This is a genomic window from Rhizohabitans arisaemae, assembly GCF_025996515.1.
GTDB classification, from domain to species: Bacteria; Actinomycetota; Actinomycetes; order Streptosporangiales; family Streptosporangiaceae; genus Rhizohabitans; species Rhizohabitans arisaemae.
Window position 1 is genome coordinate 1038588 of the sequence record NZ_BLRH01000060.1, and the last position, 13889, is coordinate 1052476.

The following is a 13889-nucleotide window of genomic DNA, read 5'->3' on the forward strand; positions in this document are numbered from 1 at the left end:
CACCGGATCCGGCCGGGAACCTCCGACCCGGACGGGTACGGCGTCACGCGGTCGGGGCGGGTTTGAGGAAGGCCTCGTCGGCGTAGCACCAGCCCCAGTCCTCGCCGGGCTCGAAGGATCTGATGATCGGGTGACCCTCGGCGTGGTAGTGCGCGGTGGCGTGCCGGTTCGGCGAGGAGTCGCAGCAGCCCACGTGGCCGCAGGTGAGACAGAGCCGCAGGTGAACCCAGGCCGAATCCGAGAGAAGGCACTCCTCGCACCCGGTCGGCGTCCGGGGTGACACGACCTTGACGTCGCCGAGGTGCGAACAGGTGCTCATGGTCTCGTCCCCTCTCCAGCGGATTTCCGCCGTCGATTTCACCGTATCGCCCGTTCGGCGTCGTGCTTACCCCTGGCAGGCGTCGGCGAGCCAGTCGATGACGCGGAGCGGATCCGGGAGGGCCGTGCCGTCGGGGGGGCGGACCCAGGTGACGTATCCGCCCGCGGCGAGGGTGGAAGGCGGCGCGAGCACGTAGCTGTCGCGGCAGTGCCAGCGCAGCCCGGGGGTCTCGTCGATCGTCCCGGGGTCGCAGTCCAGGTGGCAGGACCACCACTCGTCCTCGTCCTCCGGAGCGCCCCGGGTGCTCACGAAAAAAAGAACTCGGTCGGTTCCGTATGCGGCTACGGGACCGACCGAGGTTGTGCCTGAGGCCTCCATCCGGGCGAGCGCGGTCATTCCCGCGGGCGCCGGTACGTCGAAGACGTCGAAGACGCGCCCCGTGGGCAGGATGACGTTCGCCTCCGGCGTGCGCTCCCAGAGTGGGGTGAGGCGGTCCGGGTCGACGGTGGCCTGACTCTGCCAGGCCGGCGAGAGCGGATGGGCGCCGGGGTCGGGACAGCCGATCCGGTCACAGGAACAGGCCCGGGTGCCTTCCCGCAGCGGATGGGCCCCGGGACAGCTCGCCCAGCCGAGCCGGGCGTACGCGAGCACCGAAGCGATCTTCTCGGGTGTTCCGGGCGACTTGGCCCGCCGCTTCGATCGCCGTGCCAACGGCACCCCCACCATGGTCGCCTCCCCCACCGGTATTCACGTCGATGCCTTGCCCTGATAATGCACCTTCTAGATCTCAGACGTGACACGACCCCGGAAAACACCCCGAAAACCGCTTCACCTGAGGTGCCGGGCGACCTCGACGGCCCAGTAAGTCAAGATCAGATCGGCGCCGGCCCGGCGGATCGACAGCAGGGACTCCATGACGGCCCGGTCCCGGTCCAGCCACCCGTTCGCCGCCGCGGCCTCGATCATCGAGTACTCGCCGCTCACCTGGTAGGCGGCGACGGGCACCTCCACCAGGTCCCGCACCTGCCGGATCACGTCCAGGGAGGACATGGCCGGTTTGACCATGACCGCGTCGGCGCCCTCCGCCAGGTCCAGCCGGACCTCCCGGAGCGACTCGCCCAGCGGCCCGGCCGGATCCTGCTGGTAGGCCTTCCGGTCGCCGAACTGCGGCGCGCACTCGGCCGCGTCCCGGAACGGGCCGTAGAAGCTCGACGCGTACTTGGCGGAGTAGGCGAGGATGCCGACCTCGGGGAAACCCGCCCCGTCCAGGGCGGCCCGGATCGCGGCGACCTGCCCGTCCATCATGCCGCTGGGCGCCACCAGGTGGGCCCCCGCCGCGGCCTGCGCCACCGCGATCGAGGCGTAGCGCTCCAGCGTGGCGTCGTTGTCGACCTCGCCGCCCTCGGTGATCAGCCCGCAGTGGCCGTGGTCGGCGGTCTCGTCCAGGCACAGGTCGGTCATGAGCACCGTGGCGTCGCCCACGTCCGCCACGAGGTCGGCGATCGCCCGCTGCACGATCCCGCCCGGGTCGTCGCCGGCGGAGCCGCGGGCGTCCTTCTCCGCGGGGATGCCGAAGAGGATGAGCCCGCCGACGCCCGCCTCCACCGCCTCGTGGGCGGCTTTGCGGAGCGAGTCCCGGCTGTGCTGCACCACACCCGGCATGGAGACGACCGGCTGCGGCTCGGAGATCCCCTCCTTGACGAACATCGGCAGGACGAGCTGCGCCGGGTGCAGCCGGACGCCGGCCATCAGCCGCCGCATCGCCGGGGTACGGCGAAGCCTGCGCGGACGCGAAACCGGAAACCCTGCGTTCATTGTCTCAAACCCCCATCGGCGCCTACTTGGCCTTGCGGCGGGCGCCCCTCCGGGTCTGGCTGGGCCTGCGAACCGTCTCTCCGGCCTCCGCCGCCGCGCGCCGCTGCTTGGCACCGTACTCCGCCAGCGCCACCGCGAGGGCCGAAGCCGAAGGTTTGTCCGCCATGACGTCCACCCGGAGGCCGAATTCCTCGGCGGTCTTGGCCGTCTGCGGGCCGATCGCGGCGATGACCGTGACGGCGTGCGGCTTGCCGGCGATCCCGACCAGGTTCCGTACCGTCGAGGAGGAGGTGAACAGGACGGCGTCGAACCCGCCGCCCTTGATCGCCTCCCGGATCGGCGCGGGTGGCGGCGCCGCCCGTACCGTCCGATAGGCGGTCACGTCATCGCATTCCCAGCCCAGCTCGGTCAGCCCGGCCACCAGCGTCTCGGTGGCGATGTCCGCCCGCGGCAGCAGCACCCGGTTGATCGGGTCCAGCATGGAGTCGTACGGCGGCCAGTCCGCGAGCAGCCCCTCCGAGGACTGCTGCCCGCTCGGCACCAGGTCCGGCTTGACGCCGAACTCCACCAGCGCCTTGGTGGTCTGCTCGCCCACCGTGGCGACCTTCAGCCCGGCGAACGCCCGGGCGTCCAGCCCGTACTCGTCGAACTTCTCCTTGACCGCGCGGACCGCGTTGGCCGAGGTGAACGCGACCCACTCGTAGCGTCCGGTGACCAGGCCCTTGATCGCCCGATCCATCTGCTGGGGCGTGCGCGGCGGCTCCACCGAGATCGTGGGCACCTCCTCGGGCACCGCCCCGTACGACCTGAGCTGGTCGGAGAGCCTGCCCGACTGGTCCTTGGTGCGGGGCACCAGCACCCGCCAGCCGAAGAGCGGGCGCGTCTCGAACCAGGACATCCGCTCCCGTGCCGAGACCGCGTCCCCGACGATGATCAGGCCCGGCTCCTCGACCCCGGAGTGCTTCAGGTCCGCGGCCAGCCTGCCCAGGGAGGAGACCACGGTGAGCTGCTCGGTCGTCGTCCCTGAACAGGTCACGGCGACCGGCGTGGAGTCCGGCTTGCCTCCGGCCACCAGCGCCTTGGCGATGGAGACGGCCTCCTCGACCCCGTGGTAGATCACCAGCGTGCCCTGACACGTGGCGTGCACCCGCCAGTCCTCCACCTGTGCCGCGTCCACGACCCGGAGCTCGGGTACGGCCACGGCGGGCGGGATGCCGGCGTAGACCGGCACGGCGGTCGCGGGCGGGATGCCGGGCACGATCTCGAAGAGGACGTCGGCCTTGGCGCACACGTCGATCTCATGGGTGATGTCGGTGAAGAGCAGCGGGTCCCCCGGGCAGAGCCGGACGACCGCCGAGCCCGCCTGGGCCGCCGCGACCGCCCGGGTCACGGCGTCCCGGTGCTCGGCCGTGTCGACGATCTCGACGTCGGGGCCGCAGTGCCGGAGCAGCCGCCCGGAGGCCTCGCGGTCGAGCACGACGAGGTCGGCCCTCGCCAGCAGGTCGGCGCCACGCAGGGTGAGCAGGTTCTCATCGCCCGGCCCGGTCCCGACGAACGAGACGCCGCCGGCGTGTCCAAAGGTGGTCTGAATCATGGGGCTCAATGGGCCTGCTCCCCCATCAACGTGTCGGCCCCTTCGGCGAGCATGGCGGCGGCGAGGCCGCGGCCAAGCTCCATGCTGTCCGAAGCGGGTCCGGCGGTGGACTTGCGTACCCACCGGGCGCCGTCAAGCGAGACGACGACGGCGGTGAGGTTGAGGGTGCGCTCCGCCACGAAGGCGTACGCGCCGACGGGCGCCGAGCACCCGGCTTCCAGCGTGGCGAGCACCGCGCGCTCCGCTCCGGCGGACGCGCGGGTGTCCGGATCGTCCAGTACGGCGAGCAGCTCCCGGAGGTCCCCGCGGTCGTCGCGGCACTCCACGGCGAGCGCCCCCTGGCCGGGGGCGGGAAGCACGGAGCCGACGTCCAGGATCTCGGAGATCTCGTCTTCCCTGCGGATCCGGGCGAGGCCGGCGGCGGCGAGCACCACGGCGTCGAGATCACCCGAGGAGACCTTCCCGATCCGGCTGTCGGCGTTGCCGCGGATCGGGACGTACTCCAGATCGGGACGGAGCATGCGGAGCTGGGCGATCCTGCGGAGGGACCCGGTGCCCACCCGCGCGCCCGGCGGCAGGTCGGCCAGTTTCGCCGTCCCCACCAGCGCGTCCCGGGGATCGTCCCGCTGGGTGACCGCGGCGAGCGTCAGCCCCTCGGCGGGGGCCGTCGGCAGATCCTTGAGCGAGTGGACCGCGAAGTCGATCTCGCCGTCGAGCAGCTTGTCGCGGAGCGCGCTGACGAACACCCCGGTGCCGCCCAGCTGGCTGAGCTGGGCCTGGGTCACGTCCCCGAACGTGGTGACGCCGACCAGTTCCACCTCGCGGCCGGTCAGCCGGGTCAACCGGTCGGCCACCAGCTGCGACTGGGTGGTCGCCATCAGGCTGCGCCGGGTACCGAGTCTCAGTTTCACGGCTCCACCTCCATGTCCACCTTGCTCACAGCTTCGGGCGCCTTCGGGTCGAGATTGAAGAGTTCACGGAGCGCCTCGGCATAATGATCACCCGCCGAGGACTCCGCGAGCTGCTTGACACGCACAGTCGGCTCGTGCAGAAGCTTGTCCACCACACGGCGGACGGTCTGCTCGACCTCGCTCCTGGTCTGATCGCCGAGCGTCGGCAGCCGACCGGCCAGCCGCTCCAGCTCCGCCGCGACCACGTCGGCGGCCTTGCTGCGGAGCGCGACCACCGTCGGGGTGACCCGGGCGACGCGAGCCGCGCTCAGCGAACCCGCGACCTCTTCCGCGACGATACGCCGGACGGCGGCGATAGCGGTATTCCGGCTGCCGTCGTCGCCCGCCGCGGTGAGCGCCGCGCCGCCGTTCTGAATCGTCTCCAGGTCGACCAGGGTGACGCCCGGGAGCGTCCGGACCCCGGGGTCCACGTCGTGGGGGAGCGCCAGATCGAGCAGGAAGAGCGGTTTGGCGCGGGTCAGGGCCGCCACGGTCTCCGCCGTGACGACCAGGCCAGCCGCACCCGTACACGACACCACCAGGTCGACGTGGGCGAGCTCGTCCTCCAGCCGGGCCAGTTCGATCGCGCGCCCGCCGACGGCCTCGGCCAGCCGAACCGCGCGCTCGTAGGTGCGGTTGGCCACCGCGATGTCGGTCACCCCGGCGCGGACCAGCGTCGTCGCCGCCAGGGCGCTCATCGAGCCGGCGCCCACCACCAGGGCGCGCACCCCCGTGATCGGGCCGAGCACCCGCTCGGCGAGGGAGAGCCCCACGCCGACCAGGGACGCGCCGACCCGGTCGATGTCGGTCTCCGCGTGCGCCCGCTTGCCCACCCGCAGGGCGTGCTGGACCAGGTCGTTCAGGGAGCGGCCGAGGGTGCCCTGCTCCTGGGCGAGCCGCAGCGACTGCCGTACCTGCCCCAGGATCTGGCCCTCGCCCAGGACCATCGAGTCCAGACCGGCGGCGACCGAGAACAGATGCTGGACGGCCTGATCCTCGTAGTGCACGTACAGGTGCCGGGTGAGCTGGTCGAGCGGCAGGCCCGAATAGGCCGCGAGCAGCCGCGAGATCCCGGAGAGCGCCCCGTGGAACCGGTCCACCTCGGCGTAGATCTCCACCCGGTTGCAGGTGGAGACCACCATCGCCTCGGCGACGTGCGTCTCCTCGTGCACCTCGTGCAGAAGCTTGATCAAGTCGTCGCCGGTGACCGCCACGCGTTCCAGCAGCGCCACCGGGGCGCTGCGGTGGCTGATACCCACGACAAGAACGCTCATGTGCGTCCTCCGCGTGGCGGCGCGGAGGCGCCCTGGTTGCGCTCGCTCATGCCTACCGTCCCAGGCCATTGGTCAGCCGCGGCCGCGGCGGTCTCATCGACGCCTCCTGTTACCTTACGTTGTTCGTGGAACGCAAGGATTTGCAGCTCAATCGATAGGTCGACCTTACGGACGTCGACGCCGTCGGGCACGGTGAGCACCACGGGGGCGAAGTTCAAAATACTGGTGATGCCGGCCGCCGTGACGCGGTTGCAGACCTCCTGGGCGGCCGCGGCCGGGGTGGCGATCACCACGATCGACACCGCCCGCTCCCTGATCACGCTCTCCAGGCTGTCGATGTGCTCCACCACCAGCCCGGCGATGCCGGTGCCGACCACCTCGGCGTCCGCGTCCAGCAGCGAGGCGACCCGGAAGCCGCGGGAGACGAAGCCGCCGTAGTTGGCGAGCGCGCGGCCGAGGTTGCCGACCCCCACGATGGCCACGGCCCAGTCCTGGGTGAGCCCGAGCTCCCGGGAGATCTGATAGATCAGGTAGTCGACGTCGTAGCCGACGCCGCGGGTGCCGTAGGAGCCCAGATGGGAGAGGTCCTTGCGGAGTTTGGCCGAGTTGACCCCGGCCCCCACCGCGAGATCCTCCGAACTCACCGTGGCGATGCCGCGTTCTGCCAAGCCGTTGAGCGCCCGCAGGTAGAGCGGCAACCGGGCCACCGTCGCCTCGGGTATGCCACGCTCGCGAGCTTGATTGTTACGGCGGGTCACGGGACCGAGGCTCCAGGGGGACAGGCGGCCGGACGGCCCAGCCGCGATGCTGAGAGGACGCGGCCTTTAGGTTAGTACCTTTGTGAACCAATGCACAAAGTCACCCGCGGGGGATGTGACGCATCAGACAGACCCCCGGTCCGTCAAGACCCCGCCGAGTAGGTGGCTAGGCTGCGGCTATGGCACCGCGAGACCACCACATAACCCTCCTCGGCAAGCCCGGCTGCCACCTCTGCGACGAGGCCCGCGCGGTGATCGCCAGAGTCGCCGCCGAGCTGGGCGTCCCCTGGGACGAGCGGGACGTCACCGCCTCGGAGGAGGACATGCGGCTCTACGCCGAGTCGATCCCGGTCACCTTCGTGGACGGGGTCCAGCACGACTTCTGGCGGGTCGACGAAGCCCGGCTCCGGGCCGCGCTCAGCCGCTAGGGGATCTTGTAAACGGTCGGCGGCGGGACCACCTTGGCCGCGTTCAACGTCAGCTCGATGACGTTCGTGGCCAGGACGTAGGAGGAGCGTTCGGCCAGGAACCGCTGGATGTGCGGCCGCTGCCGATGCTCGTTGAAGGCCGTCTCGTCGCGGTACAGCTCGTAGACGATCCGCTGCAGCGGCGCGGTGCGCACCCCGTGGCAGGTGTAGATGAGGGTGTCCGGCTCCTGGTCCCGGACCGCCTCCACGGTCTCCTCCGCCAGCCGGTCGAACGCGTCACCGGCCCCGTCCATCAGGGTGACCACGGTGAGCAACCCGTACAGATGGGGTGAGGGACGGGACGGCGCCTGCGGCTCCGGCGCGTAGACCAGCTGATCCGGAGCGGCGGCCCGGTACTCCGCGACGAGGTCGCCGAGGCCCGAACCCCGGGCCGGCAGGGGTTCCATGGGCGGTGCCGGTACGGGCTCCGCCTGCTCGGGCTTGGCCCGCCTCCCCCGGGGAGCCGGCGGTTCCTCCCACCGGAGCTCCTCCTCGTCGTCCTCCTCGTCCTCGTCGTCGTACGGGGCGAGCGGGCGGTTCACCGCGTACCAGAGCGCGGCGGCCGTGATCGCGAACAGGAGGACGAGAAAGATCTCGGGTACGGCGAAACGCACCACGCCGATGAGGGCGAGCCCGGCGGGGGCGACCACCAGGGCGGCGTGCAGGTTGTCGTAGTCGTAGTCGTCCCCCTGCCGCCAGCGCAGCACCGCGACCACCACGCAGCCGAGCAGGGTCAGCGCGCTCGCGATGTGCGCGACGTTGAGCAGCGCCCCGGGGATCCAGTCCCAGTGCCTGCCGGGGGGCGGGGTGCTCGTGGTGAAGCCGCCCTCGTCCACCACCCGGTCCAGCGTGAGGATCACGACGGCGACGAACGAGTAGGAGACGGCGATCAGTCGCGCGGCGAAGCGGGCCGGCGGGCGCTCGGCGAGCACCTCCAGCAGGCCGACGGCGAGCCAGATGGGGGCGACGATCGCGCCGAAGATCTGGAACACGCGGAAGGTGACCGGTCCGAACCCGGTGAAGTGCCCGAGGGCGATCGCGGCCGACGCCAGGAGGAGCGCCGCCAGGCAGACGACCCAGGCGACGAGCCAGCCCTGACGTTCGTCTCGGAGACGACCAATGATCGGCCCTGCCGCCACAGCGGCGAGAAGGGCCCCGGCGATGGCGAGGACAGCGACGACGACAACCATGATGAGCCAATGCTGCCGGACATTACCTGTTGACCGGTAGCCGCCGTGGGAGTCGACACCGGAGCCGAAGCGCGGAGCCCCCTTCGGCGGATCTTCACGGTGAAAGCACTTAAGGGACGAGCACGGACCGTCCGGACCTGCAAAAACGCCGTTCCCCGCAAATCTCGCAAAATTTTTGGCTATCGTTCTTTCTCAAGCGGATTGTGGAAATACAGGATGCTTCCTAGAGTGATCGAGCACGCCGACCCTTCCCCCAGGGATACCGGATGCCAAATACGGGGCCGTTTGCCGGATTCTCCCCATCCGTGCACGCGGCAGATATTACGCTGCCTGCACGAATAGGCGATCGTCGCATAGACGATGCATACGCCGATCCTGACTTAGCCGAGCTTAGAACGCTTGTTCTGCGTGCGAAGACCGGCGACAGTGAGGCGTTTGGCGTTCTTTATGACCGATACCTTGACTTGGTCTATCGCTACATTTACTTTCGCGTGGGAACCCATGCGCTCGCGGAGGATCTTACCAGCGAGACGTTTCTCCGTGCGCTGCGCCGCATCACGGACTTCACGTGGCAGGGCAAGGATTTCGCCGCCTGGCTCGTCACGATCGCCCGCAACCTCGTCACCGACCACTACAAGTCCGGCCGATACCGGCTGGAGATCTGCACCGCCGAGGTGTTCGATGTGCCTCTCGACGACCAGCACATCCCCGAGAACGCCGTGGTCGATAGGATCGTCTACACCAAGGTGCTCCAAGCGGTCCAAGCCCTCGGAAGCGAGCAGCAGGAGTGCGTCATGCTGCGCTTCATACACGGTCTATCACTTGCGGAGACAGCGTTGATCATGGGGAAGAACAGCGGGGCCATCAAAGCCCTCCAGTACCGCGCCGTCCGTGCCCTCTCCCGCGCCCTCCCCGTAGATCTTCGATAGGAACGCTCCGGTAAGAAGCACACCCGTATCCTGCCCCGCCGCCCAGTCGTTTGGGCAGTGAGGAGCGGCCAAGAGGGAGTTGTCGATGGTGTCGTGGCGACGTCGAGCACGACGCTCCGACATGGTGTTTCACGCGCTCGGCACCGCGACGCGCTACTCGGGCGGGGGGCCTCGCCCCGAGTTCCGGGAAAGACTCAGGAGCGATCTGCTGGCCGCCGATCGGAGCGGGCCCGAACCCTCCCCGGTGGAGCCGCCGCGCAAGCCGTACCGGCGGCTCTCCGTCCTCCGTCCCGTCGGGATCTTCGCCAGCACGCTGGTGCTACTCCTCACGATGTCGCTCGTGACCGCGCAGTCCATCCCCGGTGAACCGCTGTACGGCCTCAAGCGGGCCGCGGAGCGGACCATGGTGGACCTCAGCACCACCGACGGCGAACGCGCCTACCGCGAACTGAGATCCGCCAAAGCGCGGGCGGTCGAGGTGCGCGACCTGGTCATGACCCGGATGGAGGGACGCGACCAGCTCATCGTCGTCGCCTTCCGGGAGATGGACCTGGAGACCCGTACCGCTGCGGCGATCCTGCGCCAGGCCCATCTGGAGCAGCACGACCCGGTCGCCATCGAGGCGCTGAGCACGTTCGCCGTCGAACAGGAGGCCCTGCTCCTCCCCCTGCTTCCCGACCTCCCCGAGGACGCCCGGGAGCCGGCCAACCAGTACCTGCGGCTCATCGGCGGGATGACGCCGCCGAACCCGGTCGAGCCCCCGCCGCCGGCGAAGGCGTCGGCGCGCTCCGGCACCGGATCGGCCTCGGTCCCCGCCGCACCCCAGACCAGCCCCAAAGCCGGGAGGAACCGCTGGCAGCGGGATGGTTCCGAGTTCTCCCGCCACGACTTCATCCCGGGCTGGAGCGCTCCGCGCGGCGCGGACCGGCTCGGTAGTCCGTGACACATCGCGACGAGCTCTGAAAGCACCCAAACGGGCCGCTAAGCTGCTGTGGATGAGGCGCCTTTTACGACGGCGGCAGGATGCGGCCAAGATCGCCGGTGAGGTGGCCGCCGCGGCTGCGATCGCGGCGCCGACCGCCAAGCCGGACTCGACGGCGGCGGCCTTCTTCGACGTCGACAACACGATGATGCGCGGAGCCTCCATCTACCACTTCGCCCGGGGGCTCGCCGCACGCGGCCTGTTCACCCCCCGGGACCTGCTGTGGTTCGCGGTCGGCCAGGCGGTGTTCCGAGTCCGGGGCAACGAGAACCCCGACCACATCAAGCAGGCGAGGGAGACCGCCCTGGCGTTCGTCGCCGGGCAGAAGGCCTCCGACATCGTCTCGCTCGGCGAGGAGATCTACGACGAGGCGATGGCCGACCGGATCTGGGCGGGCACCCGGGCGCTGGCCCAGGCCCATCTCGACGCCGGCCAGCGGGTATGGCTGGTCACCGCCACCCCGGTGGAGCTCGCCCGGGTCATCGCGCAGCGCCTCGGCCTGACCGGTGCCCTCGGCACCGTGGCCGAGACCGTCGACGGCTACTACACCGGCCGGCTCATCGGGGACCTGCTCCACGGACCGGCCAAGGCCGAGGCGATCCGCGCCCTCGCCCGACACGAGGGGCTGGACCTGGCCCGCTGCTCGGCGTACGGCGACTCGGCCAACGACCTGCCCATGCTGTCGGTGGTGGGGCACCCGCACGCGATCAACCCCGACACCGAGCTCAGGGAGCACGCCAGGGAGCACGGCTGGGAGATCCGAGACTTCCGTACCGGCAGGAAGGCCACCAAGATCGGGCTGCCCATCGCCGCGACGGCCGGGGCGGTGGCCGGCGGGGTCGCCGCCGCGATCGCCCTGCGCCGCCACTACCGCCGCTCCGGCCCCGTCTGACCCCGCACGGCTCAGGCGAGGGGCGGGAAGGCGGGGCCCCGGCGGGGCAGGAGTTCCTCAAGGAGCTGCTGGACGCTCTCCCGCACCTGATCGGTGAGGTTGAAGACCGCCATCGGATCGTCGGCCACCGCCGGGGAGAGCTCGTCGGTGCGGATCGGCGTCCCGAATCCGATCAGCCACTTGGAGGGCAGCGGGATCAGGCCTAACACCCCGAACCATGGAAAAAGCGGAGTTATCGGTATATACGGCACGCCCAGCAGCCGGGCCAGCGCCGGGAAGTCCCCGATTTTGGGGTAGATCTCCTCGGCACCCACGATGGCGCAGGGGACGATCGGAACCCCGGCCCGGATCGCCGATGCGACGAACCCGCCGCGGCCGAAACGCTGAAGGTGGTAGCGCTCGGAGAACGGCTTGCCGATGCCCTTGAATCCCTCGGGGAAGACCCCGACCAGCTCACCGCCGCGCAGCAGCCGATCGGCGTCCTCGGGACAGGCCAGCGTATGCCCTGATTTGCGGGCAAGATGGCCGATGACGGGCAGCTTGTAGACGAGGTCCGCGCCGAGCGCCCGCATCGGGCGCCGGGCCGGGTGATCGTCGTGCAGGGCGACCTGGAGCATGAGCCCGTCGAGCGGGAGGGTCCCGGAGTGGTTGGCGACCACGAGGGCCCCACCGGTGTCGGGGACGTTGGAGATGTCCACGGTCTCGACCCGGAACCAGTGCCGGTAGAGCGGCCTGAGGAGCTCCAGGAGCACCTTGTCGTTGAGCTCGGCGTCGAAGCCGAACTCGTCGACCTCGTACTCGCCCGCGAGCCTGCGGTGGATGAAGTCCAGGATCCCGGCGATCCGGCTGTCCGGGTCGCCTCGCCCGGGCGGGTCCTCGTCAGGTTCCATGGGGAGCGGAAGCACTCTGGCTGGTATCGCGGTCATGTCGGGGTTTCACACTATCTCGCCGTGATCAGGTCGGCGAAGCCGTCGACGAGCCGCAGCGGCAGGTTGCCGGCGGCCTGACGGCTGCGGAGGAAGTCCTCGAACGCGGCGGCGGTGTCGTAGCCGGGCCGCCTGCCCAGCTCCGCCGCGAGCCGGCCGCCGTCCACGGCCCGGCCGTGACTCAGCAGGCGCAGCTGCTCCGGGGAGAACTCGACGAGCCCGGCGCGCCGGGCCACCGCGCTCAGGATCCGGAAGCCGGGCGAGGGTACGGGCACGCTCACGCCCCCGGCCCGGCGTACGCACTGGGAAAGCAGCATGACGCCGTCACCGGTCACGTTGAAGGTACCCGGATGGTCTTCCGACGCCATCCGCCGCAGGACCTCCACCGCGTCGTCCTCGTGGATGAACTGCAGGCGCGGGTCGAACCCGAACACCGTGGGCACGACCGGCTGCCGCAGGTACCGCGTGATGGGGGAGTCCACTCCGGGACCCATCAGGTTCACAAAGCGCAGCAGCGACACCGTCACATCGGGACGGCGACGCGCGAAACCGCGAACATACCCCTCGACCTCGGTGGCGTCCTTGCCGTACCCCGAGTGCGGCGCCTCCACCGGTTCCACGTCCTCGGTGAACACCGCGGGGTCCGTGGGCGAGGAGCCGTAGACCGCCGAGGTTGAGCGGACCACCACCCTGCGCACCGCGGCCGACCGCTGACACGCGGCGAGCAGCTGCATGGTCCCGATGACGTTGTGCTCTTTCATGGGGACCCGGCCACCACCCCGGACGGGAGCGCTGACCAGGCTCATGTGCACCACGACGTCGATGTCGGCGGCCTCGATCACCTCTGCGATGTCCGGGCTGCGGAGATCAACCCGGACGAACTCGGTACGGCCGAGCGGAACACCCTCCCCCGTGAGAAGGGAGAGGGGAGGCGTGGTGTCCACACCGATGACCCTGCTGATCTTCGGGTCGGCCGCGAGAGCACCCGCCACCCTCGCCCCTATATAGCGGGAAACCCCTGTGACAAGAACGGTATGGGTCATGGCGCCTCGCAGGAAGCCTCGCGCCTACTTCTTGTTACGGCGCTGGATCCGGGTCTTCTTCAACAGCTTGCGGTGCTTCTTCTTGGCCATGCGCTTGCGGCGCTTCTTGATCACAGAGCCCACGGGACCCCCAACGAGACGGGATTGCTGACTCGATGTGCGAGCGCACACCGACGCAACAGCCTACCGGCGATCCATGGTCGATCGGCCGGTAGGGGTATCACGTCTCTGCCACAAGAAGCGCAGCGTGTGTACCCATAACCTCACCGCGACGAGGCCACACCCGCCTTTACCGGGTGCCGACCGGTGCGCGATGAACCCGAGGCGGGCCGAACCCGGCTCAGCCCGCCTCTATGTACGCATCGCGTAGGTAGTCGTGGACTGCCTGCTCAGGGACGCGGAACGAGCGTCCCACTCGGATCGCCGGCAGCTCGCCCGAGTGAACGAGCCGGTAGACCGTCATCTTGGATACCCGCATGACGGTGGCGACTTCGGCAACGGTCAGAAACTTCACCTCGCTGAGAGGTCTTTCACTTGCACCCATCGGACGCCTCTTCCGCACGTGTAACCGTGTTATCCCCACAGGTGACATCGCTCACGCACGTGTACTGCTGTCAGCGTAAATCTCAACTCGGGCTACGCAAACCCCTTATTGCAGCATTCTTCGGCGATCGTCGCCAGCGGAATCGCCAAAAACACTGGCCACACCGGCATCGAGTCGTGCTCGGTGCGGCCGACACCCGGCGATGT

16 protein-coding genes are annotated in these 13889 nt (G+C 69.8%); 4 read left to right on the forward strand and 12 right to left on the reverse strand.

The features are described from left to right. Positions 1 to 43: 43 nt before the first annotated feature. The 7 genes from RUR_RS33215 to RUR_RS33245 form a co-directional block, all read right to left on the reverse strand. Positions 44 to 319, reverse strand: coding sequence for a ubiquitin carboxyl-terminal hydrolase 14 (locus RUR_RS33215; protein WP_283139182.1), 276 nt, complete (start codon positions 317 to 319; stop codon positions 44 to 46). 66 nt (positions 320 to 385) lie between these two features. Continuing rightward, complete coding sequence (locus RUR_RS33220) at positions 386 to 1045, reverse strand: bifunctional DNA primase/polymerase (protein ID WP_283139183.1); 660 nt, start codon at positions 1043 to 1045, stop codon at positions 386 to 388. Positions 1046 to 1147: 102 nt separating this feature from the next. Beyond that, complete coding sequence (gene hemB, locus RUR_RS33225; RefSeq protein WP_283139184.1) at positions 1148 to 2134, reverse strand: porphobilinogen synthase; 987 nt, start codon at positions 2132 to 2134, stop codon at positions 1148 to 1150. A gap of 22 nt (positions 2135 to 2156) precedes the next feature. After that, positions 2157 to 3728 (reverse strand): bifunctional uroporphyrinogen-III C-methyltransferase/uroporphyrinogen-III synthase, encoded by a 1572-nt coding sequence (locus RUR_RS33230; RefSeq protein WP_283139873.1) that lies wholly within the window; start codon positions 3726 to 3728, stop codon positions 2157 to 2159. Positions 3729 to 3733: 5 nt separating this feature from the next. Then, complete coding sequence (gene hemC / locus RUR_RS33235; protein ID WP_283139185.1) at positions 3734 to 4639, reverse strand: hydroxymethylbilane synthase; 906 nt, start codon at positions 4637 to 4639, stop codon at positions 3734 to 3736. Beyond that, positions 4636 to 5952: a glutamyl-tRNA reductase gene (locus RUR_RS33240; RefSeq protein ID WP_283139186.1), complete on the reverse strand. Its 1317-nt coding sequence runs from the start codon at positions 5950 to 5952 to the stop codon at positions 4636 to 4638. Before RUR_RS33240 ends, hemC begins: the two co-directional genes overlap by 4 nt. Further along, on the reverse strand, positions 5949 to 6710 hold the full coding sequence (locus RUR_RS33245) for a redox-sensing transcriptional repressor Rex (RefSeq protein ID WP_283139187.1): 762 nt from the start codon (positions 6708 to 6710) through the stop codon (positions 5949 to 5951). The genes RUR_RS33240 and RUR_RS33245 overlap by 4 nt, the downstream gene beginning before the upstream one ends. A 179-nt stretch (positions 6711 to 6889) precedes the next feature. On the opposite strand from RUR_RS33245, the gene RUR_RS33250 reads away from it, so the two are divergent. Then, positions 6890 to 7138, forward strand: coding sequence for a glutaredoxin family protein (locus RUR_RS33250; RefSeq protein ID WP_283139188.1), 249 nt, complete (start codon positions 6890 to 6892; stop codon positions 7136 to 7138). On the opposite strand, the gene RUR_RS33255 is transcribed toward RUR_RS33250, so the two are convergent. After that, on the reverse strand, positions 7135 to 8367 hold the full coding sequence (locus RUR_RS33255) for a putative quinol monooxygenase (RefSeq protein ID WP_283139189.1): 1233 nt from the start codon (positions 8365 to 8367) through the stop codon (positions 7135 to 7137). The genes RUR_RS33250 and RUR_RS33255 overlap by 4 nt on opposite strands. Before the next feature lie 338 nt (positions 8368 to 8705). On the opposite strand from RUR_RS33255, the gene RUR_RS33260 reads away from it, so the two are divergent. From RUR_RS33260 to RUR_RS33270, 3 genes are all read left to right on the forward strand, one after another. After that, entirely contained in the window at positions 8706 to 9296 is a 591-nt protein-coding gene (locus RUR_RS33260; RefSeq protein WP_428847056.1) for a sigma-70 family RNA polymerase sigma factor, read from the forward strand. A gap of 85 nt (positions 9297 to 9381) precedes the next feature. Continuing rightward, complete coding sequence (locus RUR_RS33265) at positions 9382 to 10239, forward strand: DUF5667 domain-containing protein (RefSeq protein WP_283139191.1); 858 nt, start codon at positions 9382 to 9384, stop codon at positions 10237 to 10239. A gap of 52 nt (positions 10240 to 10291) precedes the next feature. Further along, a complete protein-coding gene (locus tag RUR_RS33270) occupies positions 10292 to 11170 on the forward strand; it encodes an HAD family hydrolase (protein ID WP_283139192.1) in 879 nt (292 codons plus the stop codon). 11 nt (positions 11171 to 11181) lie between these two features. Here the strand turns inward: RUR_RS33270 and RUR_RS33275 are convergent, their stop codons facing one another. The 4 genes from RUR_RS33275 to RUR_RS33290 all read right to left on the reverse strand — a co-directional run bounded on the left by RUR_RS33275 (position 11182) and on the right by RUR_RS33290 (position 13683). Further along, positions 11182 to 12060, reverse strand: a complete 879-nt coding sequence (locus RUR_RS33275; RefSeq protein WP_283139193.1) for a lysophospholipid acyltransferase family protein — start codon at positions 12058 to 12060, stop codon at positions 11182 to 11184. A gap of 50 nt (positions 12061 to 12110) precedes the next feature. Next, on the reverse strand, positions 12111 to 13139 hold the full coding sequence (locus RUR_RS33280) for an NAD-dependent epimerase/dehydratase family protein (protein ID WP_283139194.1): 1029 nt from the start codon (positions 13137 to 13139) through the stop codon (positions 12111 to 12113). A 24-nt stretch (positions 13140 to 13163) separates the two neighbouring features. Continuing rightward, positions 13164 to 13262 (reverse strand): 30S ribosomal protein bS22, encoded by a 99-nt coding sequence (locus RUR_RS33285; RefSeq protein WP_018654693.1) that lies wholly within the window; start codon positions 13260 to 13262, stop codon positions 13164 to 13166. 217 nt (positions 13263 to 13479) lie between these two features. Beyond that, positions 13480 to 13683, reverse strand: a complete 204-nt coding sequence (locus RUR_RS33290) for a helix-turn-helix domain-containing protein (RefSeq protein WP_283139195.1) — start codon at positions 13681 to 13683, stop codon at positions 13480 to 13482. Between the last annotated feature and the right edge of the window lie 206 nt (positions 13684 to 13889).